This is a genomic window from Pseudomonas sp. R76, assembly GCF_009834565.1.
Taxonomy (GTDB): Bacteria; Pseudomonadota; Gammaproteobacteria; order Pseudomonadales; family Pseudomonadaceae; genus Aquipseudomonas.
Map to the genome: position 1 here is coordinate 1,982,435 of NZ_CP019428.1, position 16,793 is coordinate 1,999,227.

Genomic DNA, 16,793 nt, shown 5'->3' on the forward strand with positions numbered 1-16,793 from the left:
CGTCATGAGCCGTATCTTTGCAGACAACGCGCACTCCATCGGCAACACGCCCCTGGTGCAGATCAACCGCATCGCACCGCGTGGCGTGACCATCCTGGCCAAGATCGAGGGGCGAAACCCAGGCTATTCGGTGAAGTGCCGCATTGGCGCGAACATGATCTGGGACGCTGAAAGCAGCGGCAAACTCAAGCCGGGCATGACCATTGTAGAACCGACCTCCGGCAACACCGGCATCGGCCTTGCTTTTGTTGCCGCCGCCCGTGGCTACAAGCTGCTGCTGACCATGCCGGCGTCGATGAGCATCGAACGGCGTAAAGTGCTCAAGGCCCTGGGCGCCGAGTTGGTGCTGACCGAGCCGGCCAAGGGCATGCCAGGCGCCATCGCCAAAGCTGCTGAGATCGTCGCCAGCGACTCGGCCACCTACTTTATGCCAGGCCAGTTCGAAAACCCGGCCAACCCGGCGATTCACGAAAAAACCACCGGCCCGGAAATCTGGAACGACACCGATGGCGCCGTGGACGTGCTGGTCGCAGGCGTGGGCACCGGCGGCACCATTACCGGCGTGTCGCGCTATATCAAGAACATTGCCGGCAAACCGATTCTGTCGGTGGCGGTGGAGCCGATGGTGTCGCCGGTGATCACCCAGGCACTGGCGGGTGAAGAAATCAAGCCGAGCTCGCACAAAATCCAGGGGATTGGCGCCGGGTTTGTGCCGAAAAACCTCGATTTGTCGATGGTTGACCGCGTAGAACTGGTGACCGATGAAGAATCCAAGGCCATGGCCCTGCGCTTGATGCAGGAAGAAGGCATTTTGTGCGGTATTTCCTGCGGTGCGGCCATGGCCGTGGCCGTGCGCCTGGCCGAGAAGCCGGAAATGCAGGGCAAGACCATCGTGGTGATCCTGCCGGACTCCGGCGAGCGCTACCTGTCGAGCATGCTGTTCAGTGATTTGTTTACCGAGCAGGAAAACCAGGCTTGATTGTTCGCCGCAGGGTTTGATGCAGGTCAGCCGGTCGGCCTGGGCCTTCTGCATAATGGCTCAAGTGTTTATCATGGCCGGCTGTTACGTCTGGTTTCCCGTTGATGGGAGGCTGTTGGCCAGGCGCTTATTTCCAGGAGTTGCTGCATGACCTTTTCTTTGGCCGCCAAACTGTCGGTGTTGCTGCTGTTTATCGGCAGCACGTTGTATGTGCACCTGCGTGGCAAGGCCCGTTTGCCGATGCTGCGCCAGTTCGTCAACCATTCGGCGCTGTTCGCCCCGTATAACGCCCTGATGTACCTGTTTTCGGCTGTGCCGTCCAAGCCATACCTGGACCGCAGCAAGTTCCCGGAACTGGATGTGCTCAAGGACAACTGGGAAGTGATCCGCGAAGAGGCCATGCACCTGTTCGACGAGGGTTACATCCGCGCCGCCGAAAAGAACAACGACGCCGGTTTCGGTTCGTTCTTCAAGAAAGGCTGGAAGCGTTTCTACCTCAAGTGGTACGACAAACCGCTGCCGTCGGCCGAGGCGCTGTGCCCGAAAACCGTGGCCTTGGTCAGCAGCATTCCGAACGTCAAGGGCGCGATGTTCGCGCTGTTGCCGGGTGGCAGCCACCTCAACCCGCACCGTGACCCGTTTGCCGGTTCCCTGCGCTATCACCTGGGCCTGTCCACGCCGAATTCCGACGACTGCCGCATCTTCGTCGACGGCCAGGTCTACGCCTGGCGCGACGGTGAAGACGTGATGTTCGACGAAACCTACGTGCACTGGGTGAAGAACGAAACCGACCAGACCCGCGTGATCCTGTTCTGTGACATCGAACGCCCGTTGAGCAACCGCATCATGACCCGCGTCAACCGTTGGGTCAGCAAGCAACTGGGCCGCGCGACGGCGCCGCAGAACCTGGATGACGAGCGTGTGGGTGGGATCAACCAGGCGTATGCCTGGAGCAAAACCTTCAGCGACAAGTTCAGCGGTGTGGTCAAGCAATGGAAGCGCAAGCATCCCAAAGCCTACCGCATTGCACGGCCGGTGCTGGCTGTAGTCGTGCTGGTGTTGTTGTGGAAGTGGTTGTTCGCCTGATTTGAAATGCAGTCAAAACTGTGGGAGCGGGCTTGCTCGCGAATGCGAAGTGTCAGTCGATGCATTCTTGACTGATCCACCGCATTCGCGAGCAAGCCCGCTCCCACATTGGTTTTGCAGTGTTGCTTAGGACGCGATCAACTGGCGCAGTACATAGTGCAAGATGCCGCCCGCCTTGAAGTATTCCACTTCATTGAGCGTATCAATCCGGCACAGCACCTCGACCTTCTCACTGCTGCCATCCTCGCGCGTAATCACCAGCGTCAGGTTCATTCGCGGTTCGATCTCGGCATTGGTCAGCCCAAGGATGTCGATCTTCTCTTTGCCGGTGAGTTTGAGCGCCTTGCGGTTCTGGTCCAGCTTGAACTGCAACGGCAGCACGCCCATGCCCACCAGGTTGGAACGGTGGATGCGCTCGAAGCTCTCGGCGATCACCGCCTTGACCCCCAGCAGGTTAGTGCCCTTGGCCGCCCAGTCGCGGCTTGAGCCGGTGCCGTATTCCTGGCCTGCAATCACCACCAGCGGCGTGCCCGACGCCTGGTATTTCATGGCCGCGTCGTAGATCGGCATTTTCTCGCCGGTGGGAATGTACAGCGTGTTGCCGCCTTCTTCGCCGCCGAGCATTTCATTGCGGATACGGATATTGGCAAAGGTGCCGCGCATCATCACTTCATGGTTGCCCCGGCGTGAGCCGTAGGAGTTGAAGTCACGCGGCTCCACGCCTTGCTCGCGCAGGTAACGGCCGGCGGGGCTGTCGGCCTTGATATTGCCGGCCGGGGAGATGTGGTCGGTGGTCACCGAGTCGCCCAGCAAGGCCAGCACGTTGGCGCCCTGGACATCTTTGATTACCGGCAATGGCCCGGCAATGTCGTCGAAGAACGGTGGGTGCTGGATGTAGGTGGAGTCCTTCTGCCACACATAAGTCGCCGCCTGCGGCACTTCAATCGCTTGCCACTGCTCGTCACCGGCAAACACCTCGGCGTATTCCTTGTGGAACATGCCGGTGCTGACCTGCGCCACAGCGTCGGCGATTTCCTGGCTGCTTGGCCAGATGTCTTTCAGGTACACCGGCTTGCCGTCTTTGCCTTCGCCCAGCGGCTCACTGCTGATATCGATGCGCACGGTGCCGGCCAATGCGTAGGCGACCACCAGCGGTGGCGAGGCCAGCCAGTTGGTTTTCACCAGCGGGTGCACGCGGCCTTCAAAGTTGCGGTTGCCGGACAGCACCGAGGCCACGGCGAGGTCGGCTTTCTGGATGGCTTTTTCGATGGGCTCCGGCAGTGGGCCGGAGTTGCCGATGCACGTGGTGCAGCCATAGCCGACCAGGTCGAAGCCGAGCTGGTCGAGGTATCGGGTCAGGCCTGCGGCCTTGTAGTAGTCGGTAACCACTTTGGAGCCGGGCGCCAGCGAGGTTTTCACCCAAGGTTTGCTGGTAAGGCCCTTTTCCACGGCTTTTTTCGCCACCAGGCCTGCGGCCATCATCACGCTGGGGTTGGAGGTGTTGGTGCACGAGGTAATCGCGGCGATCACCACCGCGCCGTTTTTCAGGCGATAGGTGTGGCCGTCGTATTCATAATCGGTTTCGCCGACCAAGTCGGCATTGCCCACGGCCACACCGCCGCCGCCTTCGCTTTCCAGGCGGCCTTCTTCTTTGCTGGTCGGTTTGAATTGCAGGTCAAGGAAGTCGCTGAAGGCTTGGCCGACGTTTGGCAGCGAAACACGGTCCTGCGGGCGTTTTGGCCCGGCGAGGCTGGCTTCGACACTGCCCATGTCCAGGGCCAGGGTGTCGGTGAACACCGGCTCCTGGCCGGCGTTACGCCACAGGCCCTGCGCCTTGGTGTAAGCCTCCACCAGCTTGACGGTTTCTGCCGGGCGGCCGGACAGGCGCAGGTAGTCCAGCGTCACCTCATCCACCGGGAAGAACCCGCAGGTGGCGCCGTATTCCGGGGCCATGTTGGCGATGGTGGCACGGTCGGCCAACGGCAAGTCGGCCAGGCCGTCGCCGTAGAACTCGACGAATTTGCCCACCACGCCTTTCTTACGCAGCATCTGCGTGACGGTCAGCACCAGGTCGGTGGCGGTAATACCTTCTTTCAATTTGCCTGTGAGCTTGAAGCCGATCACTTCCGGGATCAGCATCGACACCGGCTGGCCGAGCATCGCCGCTTCCGCTTCGATCCCGCCCACGCCCCAGCCGAGTACGCCGAGGCCGTTGATCATGGTGGTGTGCGAGTCGGTGCCGACCAAGGTGTCGGGGAAGGCGTAGGTGCGGCCGTCTTCGTCCTTGGTCCACACGGTGCGGCCAAGGTATTCGAGGTTGACCTGGTGGCAGATGCCGGTGCCCGGTGGCACTACGCTGAAGTTGTCGAAGGCGCTCTGGCCCCAACGCAGGAAGGCGTAGCGTTCGCCGTTGCGCTGCATTTCGATGTCGACGTTCTGCTCGAAGGCGCTGGTGGTGCCGAACTTGTCGACCATCACCGAGTGGTCGATCACCAAGTCCACGGGGGAGAGTGGGTTGATACGTTGCGGGTCACCACCGGCCTTGGCCACGGCGGCGCGCATGGCGGCCAGATCGACCACGGCGGGAACGCCGGTAAAGTCTTGCATCAGCACGCGGGCCGGGCGGTATTGGATCTCGCGGTCGGACTGGCGTTCTTTGAGCCAGGCGGCGATGGCCTTGAGGTCGGTGCCGGTGACGGTTTTGTTGTCTTCCCAGCGCAGCAGGTTTTCCAGCAGCACCTTGAGGGACATCGGCAGCTTGTCCAGGTCACCGAGGCTCTTGGCGGCTTCGGGCAAGCTGAAGTAATGGTAGGTTTTGGCGTCGATTTGCAGGGTTTTAAGGGTTCTCAGGCTATCAAGGGATGACATTACATGACTCCTTATGGTCCGCACGGCTACGGACCTGACGGGACGAACAGAGCTTTCAACTTAGCCCTGTTTTCATTAGCAGGCTAATAACTGGACTCTATCGTTAAGTCCAAGGTTCCGAACTCGGCTATCATGCGCGCGTTTTCATGACAGGCATTGCGCTACAGCAAGCCAGTTGCCAGGAGATTCAATGAACACCCTTTTTATGCACTGCCGCCCGGGTTTTGAAGGTGAAGTCTGTTCCGAGATCGCGGAACACGCCGCGCGCCTGAACGTTTCCGGCTATGCCAAGACCAAGACCGGCAGCGCCTGCGCCGAATTTGTCTGCACCGAAGAGGACGGCGCCCAGCGCCTGATGCACGGCCAGCGCTTTGCCGAGCTGATCTTCCCGCGGCAGTGGGCGCGCGGGGTGTTTATCGACCTGCCGGAAACCGACCGTATCAGCGTGATCCTTGCGCACCTGCAAGGCTTCCCGGTGTGCGGCAGCCTGTGGCTGGAAATGGTCGACACCAACGACGGCAAGGAGCTGTCGAACTTCTGCAAGAAATTCGAAGTGCACCTGCGCAAAGCCTTGTTGAACGCCGGCAAGCTGGTCGACGACCCAAGCAAGCCGCGCCTGTTGCTGACCTTCAAGAGCGGCCGCGAGGTGTTCATGGGCCTGGCCGAGTCGAACAACTCGGCGATGTGGCCGATGGGCATCCCGCGCCTCAAGTTTCCGCGTGAAGCGCCCAGCCGTTCGACCTTGAAGCTGGAAGAGGCCTGGCACCACTTTATCCCCCGCGACCAGTGGGACGAGCGCTTGCACAGCGACATGACCGGCGTCGATCTCGGCGCAGCGCCGGGCGGCTGGACCTGGCAGTTGGTCAATCGTGGCATGCTGGTGACCGCCATCGACAACGGCCCGATGGCTGAAAGCCTGATGGACACCGGCCTGGTGCAGCACTTGATGGCCGATGGTTTTACCTTCGTCCCCAAGCAGCCGGTGGACTGGATGGTCTGCGATATCGTGGAGAAACCCGCGCGCAACGCGGCGCTGCTGGAAACCTGGATCGGCGAAGGTTATTGCCGTGAAGCGGTGGTGAACCTGAAGTTGCCGATGAAACAGCGTTACGCCGAAGTGAAGCGTTTGCTGGAGCGCATCGAAGACGGCTTCAAGGCACGCGGTATTCGTGTTGAGATCGGCTGCAAGCAGCTGTACCACGACCGTGAGGAAGTGACCTGTCATTTGCGCCGGTTGGTGGATGTGAAGAAATCGAAATCACGCTGACACCTTGAGGTATCCACAGGACCAATGTGGGAGCGGGCTTGCTCGCGAAAGCGGTATAACAGTCAAAAAATTTATGTTGAATGTGCTTGCGTCTTCGCGAGCAAGTCGAACCGCCGCTCCCGCATTTTGAGCGGTGCACGTTTCAGGAGTGATGTATGAATCAGCCCCTCGATTTGCCTACAGACGCCGTGCTCGACGCCACCGGCCTCAACTGCCCCGAGCCCGTGATGATGCTGCACCAGCACATCCGTGACCTGCCGCCTGGCGGCTTGCTCAAGGTGATTGCGACCGACCCGTCGACCCGCCGCGATATCCCCAAGTTCTGCGTGTTTCTTGACCACGAACTGGTGGATCAGCAGGAGCAGGCCGGTACTTACCTGTACTGGATTCGCAAGAAGGCCGTTTAAACCAGGCGAATCCGCCGGCGCGCGCTGCGTGTCAGGCGGATCACCAGCATCGCGGCGGCGCAGCTCAGGCCCACGATCAGCCCCTGCCACAGGCCGCTCGGCCCGCTGGCTGCACCCAGCCAGTCGGTCAGCCCCAGGGCGTAACCGACCGGCAAGCCCACGCCCCAGTAAGCGAACAAGGTCAGCACCATGGTCACCCGCGTGTCCTGGTAGCCACGCAATGCGCCGGCGGCCGTGACCTGGATCGCGTCGGAAAACTGGAACAGCGCCGCAAACACAATCAGCATCGACGCCACGTGGATCACTGACGGGTCAGGCGTATAGATCGTGGCAATCTGTTCGCGAAACAGCAGCATCAGGCTGCAGGACAGGCAGGCGTAAGTCAGTGCCGTGCCCATGCCGACCCCGGCGGCAAAGCGTGCCTCCCGCGGTTCGCCGCGGCCCAGGGCCTGGCCGACACGTACGGTGACGGCCATGCTCAGCGAGTAAGGGATCATGAACACCAGCGAGCTGAAGTTCAGCGCAATCTGGTGCCCGGCCACCACGTTGGCGCCCAGGCTGCCGATCAGCAGCGCGATCACCGCAAAAATGCTCGATTCGGCAAACACCGCGATACCAATCGGCAGGCCGATGCCCAACACGCGCTTGATCACCGACCATTTTGGCCAGTCGAATCGCTTGAACAACTCGCTGCTCTGGTAGGCCGGTGCCCAGCGGGTCCAGGCGGCCAGGCCGAGCATCATCACCCACATCACGATTGCCGTGGCCCAGCCACAGCCCACACCGCCCATGGCCGGCACGCCGAAATGGCCATAAATGAACACGTAGTTCAGCGGGATATTCAGTGCCAGGCCGCACAGGCCCATGACCATGCTCGGCCGCGTACGGCCCAGGCCATCGCTGAAGCAGCGCAGCACGTAATACAGGGCGATGGCCGGCATGCCCGAGGCGATGCCGTGCAGGTAGGCCATGCACGGCTTGATCAGCTCGGGGTCGACCTTCATCGCATGCAGGATCGGCTCGGCGCTGACCAGCATCAGCAGCGCAGTGAGCCCCACCACCACGGCCAGCCACAAGGATTGGCGCACCAGCGGGCCGATCTCGGTGTGGTTGCCGGCGCCGAAACGCTGGGCGACTTTAGGCGTGGTGGCCAGCAAGGTGCCGGTCATCAGCAGGTACACCGGAATCCAGATCGAGTTACCCAGCGCCACCGCCGCCAGGTCTCGCGGGCTCACACGCCCGGCCATCACCGCATCGACAAAGCCCATGGCCGTGGTCGCCAATTGGCCGATCATGATCGGCAGGGCCAGGGTCAGCAGGCTGCGCACCTCACGGCTGACGCGGGCGGGGCGGGAGAGGGCGGTGGTGGCGGTGTTCACGTGCGGGTGTCCATTTAAAAGCATCACAAAGGACGGCGCAGTCTACGCGCTGACGCAACGGTCAGGAAAAAACCTGTGTTAGCGTTTTGTAAGCAATCCGGCGGCTGGCCCATAACCCCTGTGGGAGTCGGGCTTGCCCGCGATAGCATCAGCTCGGTGTAGCTGTTAGACCGAGGTGGCTGCATCGCAGGCAAGCCAGCTCCCACACAAACCAGCTCCCACACAAGCTCGGCTCCCACATAAGCACCGCCCACCTGGCATCTGCGGTGTTACACCAGTCGCATCCCTGTACACTGCTGGTCCGCGAAAGGAGCCTGCCATGCTGATTGTTGCCGACGAAAATATCCCGCTGCTCGATGCATTCTTCGAAGGGTTTGGCGAGATTCGCCGGGTGCCCGGCCGTTCCATCGATCGCGCCACGGTCGAGCAGGCCGATGTGCTGCTGGTGCGCTCGGTGACCAACGTCAACCGCGCCTTGCTGGAAGGCACACAGGTACGTTTTGTCGGCACCTGCACCATCGGCACCGATCACCTGGACCTCGACTATTTCAAGCAGGCCGGGATCAACTGGTCCAGCGCACCCGGCTGCAATGCGCGCGGCGTGGTCGACTATGTGCTGGGCAGCCTGCAGACCCTGGCCGAAATCGAAGGCGCCGACCTCAATCAGCGCACCTACGGCGTCGTCGGTGCCGGTGAAGTCGGTGGGCGGCTGGTCAAGGTGCTCAAGGGCCTGGGCTGGAACGTGCTGGTCTGCGACCCGCCACGCCAGATCGCCGAAGACGGTGACTACGTCAGCCTGGAGCAGATCATCCAGCAATGCGATGTGATCAGCCTGCACACGCCGCTGACCAAATCCGGCAATGGCTCCACCTGGCACCTGTTTGACCGCGAGCGCCTCAATCGGCTCAAGCCCGGCACCTGGCTGATCAACGCCAGCCGTGGCCCGGTGGTGGATAACGCCGCCCTGCGCGAGGTGCTGCTGGAACGCGAGGACCTGCAAGCGGTGTTGGACGTGTGGGAAGGCGAGCCCGAAGTGGACGTCGACCTGGCCGACCTGTGCGTGCTGGCGACCCCGCATATCGCCGGTTACAGCCTTGACGGCAAACAACGCGGCACCGCGCAGATTTACCAGGCGTTCTGCGCTCACCTGGGCCAGGAACCCAGCATCCATTTAAATGACCTGCTGCCGCAACCGTGGTTGGCCGAGGTGCACTTGAACGCGTCCACCGACCCGGCCTGGGCGCTGGCGACCCTGTGTCGCAGCGTGTACGACCCGCGCCGCGATGACGCGGATTTCCGCCGCAGCCTGGTAGGCACCGTGCAAGAGCAGCGCAAGGCATTCGACCTGCTGCGCAAGCACTATCCGGAGCGTCGTGAGATTGATGGCTTGAAGGTGCGCATCAATGGCGAGTCGGCGGTATTGTCGACTATTGTCTCGGCATTGGGCGCGGTCAGCCTTTAAACCGGCATAAAAAAACCGGCCATCAAGGCCGGTTTTGAACGAGCTTAGGCGCTTCAGCCTTGCTTGGCAGGCTTGACCAGTCGCTGTTCCAGTTCGCTGCACGCTTGCTGGATCATCTCTTCGGTAATCTGCACTTCGCGGCCCTTTGCATCGAAGTACGAGCAAGGCAACTGCTGCGGCTGGCGGATTACTTCAATCTTGGCTTCGCTGCTATGTTGCAAGGTCATGGCCTGTCTCCTCATCAGGTTGTGTACCTACTATTCTTTCTACTCTAAGCCGCCCGCGTGACCGAGCTATTACAACTCCTTACAAAGTCACCGGTTCGAACACCCAGTCCACCAGAAACCGATACAAATTTCCAGCCGGGGGTTAGACCGATAGCCTCTAGGGGTCAGCATCGGCGGGCATAATTAACCTGACTCATTGTTATTTACCCAAGTTCCCCCAATGTTGGGTGTAGATATCTACCTTCCCCTACCTATCTTCCCCTGCGCAGGTGATGCCCTCCATGTTCTCAGTCCGACAACGCCGTGCGATTCGCCTGGCCAGCCGCTTCATCGCGCCCTACCGTTGGCAGGCGCTGGGCGCCCTGTTGGCGTTGATCGTCACGGCGGGCATCACCTTGTCCATGGGGCAGGGCATTCGCCTGTTGGTCGATCAGGGGTTCATGACCCAGTCGCCGCACCTGCTCAACCAGTCCATCGGCCTGTTCATGATTCTGGTGCTGGGCCTGGCGGTGGGTACATTTGCGCGGTTTTACCTGGTGTCGTGGATCGGCGAGCGGGTCGTAGCGGACATCCGCCGGCAGGTGTTCAACCACTTGATTTACCTGCACCCCGGCTTTTACGAAAACAACCGCAGCTCGGAAATCCAGTCACGCCTGACCACCGACACCACCTTGCTGCAATCGGTGATCGGCTCGTCACTGTCGCTGTTCCTGCGCAACGCCTTGATGGTCATCGGCGGCATCGTGTTGCTGTTTGTCACCAACCCCAAACTCACCAGCATCGTGGTGATTGCGCTGCCGCTGGTGCTGGCGCCGATCCTGATCTTCGGGCGTCGCGTACGCAGCCTGTCGCGCCTGAGCCAGGACCGTATCGCCGACGTCGGCAGTTATGTGTCCGAGACCCTCGGCCAGATCAAGACCGTACAGGCCTACAACCATCAGGTGCAGGACGAACAACGCTTTGCCGTCACCGTGGAAGAGGCCTTTGCCACCGCGCGCAAACGTATCGTGCAGCGCGCCTGGCTGATTACCCTGGTGATCATGCTGGTGCTCGGCGCTGTCGGCGTGATGCTGTGGGTCGGTGGGATGGACGTGATCGGCGGGCGCATTTCCGGTGGTGAGTTGGCCGCGTTTGTGTTTTACAGCTTGATCGTTGGCAGCGCCGTCGGCACCTTGAGCGAAGTGCTCGGTGAACTGCAGCGTGCCGCGGGTGCTGCCGAACGGATTGGCGAGTTGCTGCAGTCGAGCAACGAAATCCAGGCGCCCGTTGCCGGCACCGTGCAGTTGCCGGCGCGGGTCAGTGGTCGCATGGAACTGCAAGACCTGCGCTTTTCCTACCCGTCGCGGCCGGACAGCTACGCCATCGACGGCCTGAGCCTGACCATCAATCCCGGCGAAACACTGGCATTGGTGGGCCCGTCCGGCGCGGGTAAATCGACAATCTTTGACCTGCTGCTGCGTTTCTACGACCCCCAGCAAGGCCGCATTCTGCTGGAAGGCCACGCGCTGACCGATCTCGACCCCATGGACCTGCGCCGCCACTTCGCCCTGGTGTCCCAAAGCCCGGCGCTGTTTTTTGGCAGCGTTGAAGAGAACATCCGCTACGGCAACCCGTCCGCCACGCGCGAACAGGTGGAAGCCGCCGCGCGTATCGCCCACGCCCACGACTTCATCCTGCAAATGCCCGACGGCTACCAAACCCACCTGGGAGACGGCGGCATGGGCCTTTCAGGCGGCCAGCGCCAACGCCTGGCCATCGCCCGCGCGTTGCTGGTGGACGCGCCGATCCTGCTGCTGGACGAAGCCACCAGCGCCCTCGATGCCCAGAGCGAACACTTGATCCAACAGGCGCTACCGCAGTTGATGCAGGGCCGTACCACGCTGGTGATTGCGCACAGATTGGCGACGGTGAAGAACGCCGACCGCATTGCTGTGATGGACCAGGGCAAGCTGGTGGCGGTGGGCACGCACCAGCAGTTGATTGCGAGCAACCCGCTGTATGCGCGGTTGGCGGCGTTGCAGTTCAGTGATGGAGTGGACATTGAATGAAGCTGCGGTAGGCCTGCTCCTTAAGGCATTATGTGATCTTTCGTTATTGATCTGGATGAGGACATGAGCCGTTATCAACCCCCGTTGACGCTGACTACAAAAATGCTGGCCTTGGTCGCTGACATTAGTGAGCAGATCGGTCAGCTTTCAGTCGGTGACGATAATCGGCAAACGCCCCAGCTAAGGCGCGGCAATCGTATCCGTACAATCCAGGCTTCGCTGGCTATCGAGAACAATACCCTCAGCGTCGAGCAAGTGACCGCCGTTCTAGAGGGTAAGCGAGTGTTAGGCTTGCCTCGGGAAATCCAGGAAGTGCGTAATGCATTTACGGCTTACGAGGCGATGCCGCAATGGGCGCCGGGTGATCGGGCGGACTTGCTGAAAGCACACGACCTCCTGATGTTCGGTTTGATTGATGATGCAGGACGGTTTCGCCAGGCGGGCGTCGGAATTTATCGTGGGGAGCAGTTGGTCCATATGGCTCCTCCTGCAAGTCGCGTGACGCATCTGGTGGATGACTTGCTGCAATGGCTGTCGGTTTCTGATTGGCACCCGCTGATCGCCAGCTGTGTATTCCATTACGAATTTGAATTTATCCACCCCTTCGCAGACGGCAATGGGCGGATGGGGCGCCTTTGGCAAACCTTGATCCTTAGCCAATGGCGCCCTGTGTTGGCTTATCTACCGGTAGAAGCGGTGATACGCGAACAACAGGATGCCTATTACGCGGCGCTGTCGGCTGCTGACAAGCAGGCGGAGGCGACGCCCTTCGTCGAGTTCATGTTGCAAGCCTTGAGTCTCGCCTTGGCTGAGGCTGTGCAAAGCGAGCGCCCGAGCGCCCCATAAAAAATGCCCGCATCTCTCAATGCGGGCATTTTCATCTCTGCTTCAAACCTTACTGATCATCAAAATACCGCTCATGCCAATCCACCAGCGGCTGCGGTGAGTTGAGCTTCTGTCCGTAGATCACCGAATAAGACAGCACGTTCTGCACGTACTGACGGGTTTCGTCGAACGGGATACTTTCCACCCACACGTCGAAGCTCAGGTGGTCGGCACCGCGCAGCCACTGGCGCACGCGGCCGGGGCCGGCGTTGTAGGCGGCCGAGGCGAGTACGCGGTTGCCGTTGAACTGGCTGTGCACCTGGCTCAGGTAGGCGGCGCCGAGCTGGATGTTTTTGTCCGGGTCCAGCACCTGGGCCGGGGAGGCCAGCGGGATGCTGAACTTGCGCGCGGTTTCCTTGGCGGTGCCGGGCATCAATTGCATCAGGCCACTGGCGCCAACGCCGGAGCGGGCGTCGTCCATGAACGCGCTTTCCTGGCGGGTGATGGCGAATACCCAGCTCGAATGCAAGCCACGCACCTTGGCTTCGCGCACCAGGGTGTCGCGGTGCGCCATCGGGAAGCGGATATCCAGGTCATCCCAATACTGCGCCTGGCTGATGGTGCGGATCGCCGGGAAGTACCACTTCATGTCATAGGCCAATTTGGCCTGGGCGACCATTTCATCGCGGTTGAAGTGGCGGCTGACGTGATACCACTCGCGCCGGCCATCGACGATCTGGCCACGTGCATAGAACTCCAGCGCACGGCGTACACCGGGGGTGTTGCGGACCTTGTTGACCAGCGCCTGGCTCATGACCAGCGGTTTGTTTTTCAACTGATACGGCGCTTTGGAGCGATCCGCCGCCAGGAAGCCGTAAAAATCACGTTCCTGGGCGAGATTTTTGTACAGCACCAGCGGTTGCGGGTTCTTCGGCTCAGCCAGTTCCAGGCTGCGCGCCTGCCAGTAACGCCAGCGGTTGGTGGTCGCAAGGTCTTGTGGGAGTTTGCGGGTCAACTGGTAGGCATCTTCCCAGCGCGCCAGGCGCAACAGCAGGCGCAGGCGCCATTCTGAAACGGTGTTGTCACGCAGCTCGGGATCGTATTGGGTCATTACGTCCAATGCGCGCGGGTCATAGCGGCGAGCCAGGGTCAGGCCGATTTCGCGGGCGATCGACACTTTTTCGTCACGGGAGAAGTGCATGCTGCTGGCGTAACCGTCGAGCAGGGCCATGGCCTTGTCCGGGTCCTGGCGTGCCAGGCGGCGCAGACCCAGGCCTACGGCGTCGGACATGGCCTCGTTGGCCGGCAGGAAGCGCGACGGGTCGCTGAGCATGTCGGGCTTTTGCGCCACGTCAACCATCAGGCGGCCTTGGGCGCCGAGGGTTGGCAGGGTTTTTACCAGGCTGTTGGCCAGCGCGTAGTTGCGCGCTTCGGCGGCGAGTTTGGCGCGATCCCAGATTTTCTGTTCGGTGAGTTGGCCATCGGCGGCCCACTGGCCGAAGGTGGCGTCACACGCGGCAGGCTGGGATTTACCGGTCAGCCAGAGTTTTTCGGTGGTCTTGTAGCCTTCGGCTTTGAGGTTGTGGGTGAGCTGGTATTGACCATGCAGGCAGTCCAGTTCGACGAAATTGAGTTTGGCATCGTAGTACTTTTCAAATGTCTGCCAGTCGCCACGGTCGGCCAGCCAGCGCAGCCAACGCAGTTTCATCCAGTTGGCCTGGGGCAGGTCGCCGTTTTTGGCGAGGAACTGTTCGATTTCCTCGTTGCTTGCGGTTTTCAGGCGCGCGGTCAGTTCGTCATAGGCCAGGTAGGGCGTCAGCGGGTAGTCGGCCAAGGCCTGGCTGTATTGCATGTACGGGCCGCTGTCGCCTTTGGCGAGGGCGCGTTTGGCTTCATCGTAATATTGACGTTGGGTGGTGAGGTCCACGGCCTGGGCGGATTGAACGGCGGTGGCGGAAAGAAGCAGGCAAGATAAAAAGTTGAAAAGGCGACTGCGCATGAGACGTCCGTGCAGAGAAATCACGACTAGCACCGGCTCTGCCGACACTGATTGCCCCTAGCTTAGCCTTTTGCCAGCGACTGGTGAAAGGTTTGCCGGCCGGTTGGCAGAAGTTCATTGGAAATGTCCTTCAGAACGTGTCCATGGCGAAAATGCCGACCGCATCCCACCCTCAAGTCAGGTAGAATGCGCGCCCAGTTTTTGGAGAAGCGTATGACCCTGCTCAAATTCAGCGATGTGTCCCTTGCTTTCGGCGCTATGCCGTTGTTGGACAAGGTGTCCTGGCAGATCGCCCGTGGTGAGCGGGTGTGCATCATCGGCCGCAACGGCACCGGCAAGTCCAGCATGATGAAGCTGGTCAAGGGCGACCAGAAGCCCGATGACGGCTCTGTTTGGCGCGCCCCGGGCCTGAAGATCGGCGAATTGCCGCAAGAATTGCCGGTGGCCGACGGACGGACAGTGTTCGACGTGGTCGCCGAAGGCCTCGACGGCGTTGGCGAGCTGCTCGCGCAATACCATCACCTGGCGCAGAACTGCGTCACCGAGGAAGACCTGGACAAGCTGATGCACGTCCAGCAAGACCTCGAAGCCCGTGATGGCTGGCGCTTGCAGCAACTGGTCGACAGCACCCTGAGCCGCCTGCAACTGCCGGCCGACAAGACCCTCGCCGAGCTGTCCGGCGGCTGGCGTCGTCGCGTGCTGCTGGCCCAGGCGCTGGTGTCCGAGCCGGACCTGCTGCTGCTCGACGAACCAACCAACCACCTGGACATCGGCGCAATCGCCTGGCTTGAAGAAGCCCTCAAGGATTTCCAGGGCGCCGTGCTGTTCATCACGCACGACCGTTCCTTCCTGCAGAACCTGGCCACGCGCATCCTCGAACTGGACCGTGGCGGCCTGATCGACTGGAACGGCGACTACGCCAGCTTCCTGGTGCACAAAGAGGCCACGCTGGCCGCTGAAGAAACCGCCAACGCGCTGTTCGACAAAAAGCTGGCCCAGGAAGAAGTCTGGATCCGCCAGGGCATCAAGGCCCGTCGCACCCGTAACGAAGGCCGTGTACGCGCGCTGAAAGCCCTGCGGGTTGAGCGCAGCGAACGTCGCGAGCGCACCGGCAAGGCCAATATCCAGTTGGATACCGCCGATAAGTCGGGCAAGCAGGTGATGGTGCTGGAGAACGTCAGCTTCCATCACCCGGATGGCCCGTTCCTGATCAAGGACTTCTCGATGGTCCTGCAGCGCGGCGACCGTATCGGCCTGCTGGGCGCCAACGGCACCGGCAAGACCACCTTGCTCAAGCTGATGCTCAATGGCCTGCAACCGACCAGCGGCACCGTGGAAGAGGGCACGCGCATCGACGTGGCGTACTTCGACCAGTTGCGCCACCAGTTGGACCTGGAAAAAACCGTAATCGACAACGTCGCCGAAGGTCGCGACTTTATCGACATCGACGGCCAGAGCCGCCACGTGCTGAGCTACCTGGGCGACTTCCTATTCAGCCCGCAGCGTGCGCGGACGCCGGTCAAAGCCTTGTCTGGTGGTGAGCGTGCGCGCCTGCTGCTGGCCAAGCTGTTCAGCAAACCAGCCAACCTGCTGGTGCTCGACGAACCGACCAACGACCTCGACGTGGAAACCCTCGAGCTGCTGGAAGAGGTCTTGCTGACCTTCAACGGCACCGTGCTGATGGTCAGCCACGACCGGGCATTCCTCGACAACGTGGTCACCAGCACCCTGGTCTTCGAAGGCGAAGGCAAGGTGCGTGAATACGTCGGTGGTTATCAGGACTGGCTGCGCCAGGGCGGCTCGCCGCGCCTGCTGGGCGTGACCGAGAGCAAGTCCGGCAAGGCCGACCTGACCTCGGCAGTGGTGGCGCCGGTTGCCGCTGCGGCGGCACCGGTTCAGGAAGCTGCGCCGTCTGCGAAGAAGAAGCTCAGCTACAAACTGCAGCGTGAACTGGAAGCCTTGCCGGGTGATATCGACGCCAAGGAACAGCAGATCGCGGCAGTAGAAGCAGAAATGGCTGACGCGGGTTTCTACCTGCGTCCGGCGGCGGAAACCGCCAAGGTCATCGCTTCCCTGGAAACGTTGAACCAGGAGCTGGAAGTGTTGGTTGAGCGTTGGGCTGAGCTGGATGCCTGAGTGATTCAAGCGCATTAAAAAACCCGGTGTTCATTTACATGAACGCCGGGTTTTTCATATGAAATGCGAGTCAAAATGTGGGAGGGCCTATGTGGGAGCCGGGCTTGCCC

At 61.2% G+C, this 16,793-nt stretch carries 11 protein-coding genes and 1 pseudogene; 8 read left to right on the forward strand and 4 right to left on the reverse strand.

What is annotated here, in order from left to right:
• The first annotated feature begins 4 nt into the window (after window positions 1-4).
• Window positions 5-979: a cysteine synthase A gene (cysK, locus tag PspR76_RS09080; protein ID WP_159954892.1), complete on the forward strand. Its 975-nt coding sequence runs from the start codon at window positions 5-7 to the stop codon at window positions 977-979.
• 147 nt (window positions 980-1,126) lie between these two features.
• Complete coding sequence (locus tag PspR76_RS09085; protein ID WP_159954893.1) at window positions 1,127-2,065, forward strand: aspartyl/asparaginyl beta-hydroxylase domain-containing protein; 939 nt, start codon at window positions 1,127-1,129, stop codon at window positions 2,063-2,065.
• Between the two features lie 126 nt (window positions 2,066-2,191).
• On the opposite strand, the gene acnA is transcribed toward PspR76_RS09085, so the two are convergent.
• The gene (acnA, locus tag PspR76_RS09090) at window positions 2,192-4,933 is read right to left on the reverse strand and encodes an aconitate hydratase AcnA (protein WP_159954894.1); all 2,742 of its coding nucleotides are present in this window, start codon (window positions 4,931-4,933) and stop codon (window positions 2,192-2,194) included.
• A gap of 190 nt (window positions 4,934-5,123) precedes the next feature.
• Between acnA and rlmM the strand changes: the two genes are divergently transcribed.
• Window positions 5,124-6,200 carry a 23S rRNA (cytidine(2498)-2'-O)-methyltransferase RlmM gene (gene rlmM, locus PspR76_RS09095; RefSeq protein WP_159954895.1) on the forward strand — a complete coding sequence of 359 codons (1,077 nt, stop codon included), beginning with the start codon at window positions 5,124-5,126 and terminating at the stop codon, window positions 6,198-6,200.
• Window positions 6,201-6,355: 155 nt separating this feature from the next.
• Entirely contained in the window at window positions 6,356-6,607 is a 252-nt protein-coding gene (tusA, locus tag PspR76_RS09100) for a sulfurtransferase TusA (RefSeq protein ID WP_159954896.1), read from the forward strand.
• Here the strand turns inward: tusA and PspR76_RS09105 are convergent.
• Entirely contained in the window at window positions 6,604-7,986 is a 1,383-nt protein-coding gene (locus PspR76_RS09105) for an MATE family efflux transporter (RefSeq protein ID WP_159954897.1), read from the reverse strand. The two genes, tusA and PspR76_RS09105, sit on opposite strands and share 4 nt — an antisense overlap.
• A 319-nt stretch (window positions 7,987-8,305) precedes the next feature.
• Here PspR76_RS09105 and pdxB point away from each other — a divergent pair, with 319 nt between their 5' ends.
• A complete protein-coding gene (gene pdxB / locus PspR76_RS09110) occupies window positions 8,306-9,448 on the forward strand; it encodes a 4-phosphoerythronate dehydrogenase PdxB (RefSeq protein ID WP_159954898.1) in 1,143 nt (380 codons plus the stop codon).
• Window positions 9,449-9,501: 53 nt separating this feature from the next.
• On the opposite strand, the gene PspR76_RS31030 is transcribed toward pdxB, so the two are convergent.
• Window positions 9,502-9,675 carry a PA1571 family protein gene (locus PspR76_RS31030; protein WP_174245603.1) on the reverse strand — a complete coding sequence of 58 codons (174 nt, stop codon included), beginning with the start codon at window positions 9,673-9,675 and terminating at the stop codon, window positions 9,502-9,504.
• A 272-nt stretch (window positions 9,676-9,947) separates the two neighbouring features.
• On the opposite strand from PspR76_RS31030, the gene PspR76_RS09115 reads away from it, so the two are divergent.
• Window positions 9,948-11,723: an ABC transporter transmembrane domain-containing protein gene (locus PspR76_RS09115; RefSeq protein ID WP_162530291.1), complete on the forward strand. Its 1,776-nt coding sequence runs from the start codon at window positions 9,948-9,950 to the stop codon at window positions 11,721-11,723.
• A gap of 63 nt (window positions 11,724-11,786) precedes the next feature.
• Window positions 11,787-12,551: pseudogene (locus PspR76_RS09120) on the forward strand (Fic family protein); the annotation flags it as partial.
• A 67-nt stretch (window positions 12,552-12,618) separates the two neighbouring features.
• On the opposite strand, the gene PspR76_RS09125 reads toward PspR76_RS09120, so the two are convergent.
• Entirely contained in the window at window positions 12,619-14,547 is a 1,929-nt protein-coding gene (locus tag PspR76_RS09125) for a transglycosylase SLT domain-containing protein (RefSeq protein ID WP_159954901.1), read from the reverse strand.
• Window positions 14,548-14,760: 213 nt separating this feature from the next.
• Between PspR76_RS09125 and PspR76_RS09130 the strand changes: the two genes are divergently transcribed.
• Window positions 14,761-16,683 (forward strand): ATP-binding cassette domain-containing protein, encoded by a 1,923-nt coding sequence (locus PspR76_RS09130; protein ID WP_159954902.1) that lies wholly within the window; start codon window positions 14,761-14,763, stop codon window positions 16,681-16,683.
• The last annotated feature ends 110 nt before the right edge of the window (window positions 16,684-16,793 follow it).

Excerpts from the sequence above, each read along its gene's own strand:
- rlmM (WP_159954895.1), top strand. The coding sequence starts at position 5,124 with ATGAACACCCTTTTTATGCACTGCCGCCCGGGTTTTGAAGGTGAAGTC.
- pdxB (WP_159954898.1), top strand. The coding sequence starts at position 8,306 with ATGCTGATTGTTGCCGACGAAAATATCCCGCTGCTCGATGCATTCTTC.
- tusA (WP_159954896.1), top strand. The coding sequence starts at position 6,356 with ATGAATCAGCCCCTCGATTTGCCTACAGACGCCGTGCTCGACGCCACC.
- PspR76_RS09085 (WP_159954893.1), top strand. The coding sequence starts at position 1,127 with ATGACCTTTTCTTTGGCCGCCAAACTGTCGGTGTTGCTGCTGTTTATC.
- acnA (WP_159954894.1), bottom strand. The coding sequence starts at position 4,933 with ATGTCATCCCTTGATAGCCTGAGAACCCTTAAAACCCTGCAAATCGAC.
- PspR76_RS09125 (WP_159954901.1), bottom strand. The coding sequence starts at position 14,547 with ATGCGCAGTCGCCTTTTCAACTTTTTATCTTGCCTGCTTCTTTCCGCC.
- cysK (WP_159954892.1), top strand. The coding sequence starts at position 5 with ATGAGCCGTATCTTTGCAGACAACGCGCACTCCATCGGCAACACGCCC.
- PspR76_RS09130 (WP_159954902.1), top strand. The coding sequence starts at position 14,761 with ATGACCCTGCTCAAATTCAGCGATGTGTCCCTTGCTTTCGGCGCTATG.
- PspR76_RS09115 (WP_162530291.1), top strand. The coding sequence starts at position 9,948 with ATGCCCTCCATGTTCTCAGTCCGACAACGCCGTGCGATTCGCCTGGCC.
- PspR76_RS31030 (WP_174245603.1), bottom strand. The coding sequence starts at position 9,675 with ATGACCTTGCAACATAGCAGCGAAGCCAAGATTGAAGTAATCCGCCAG.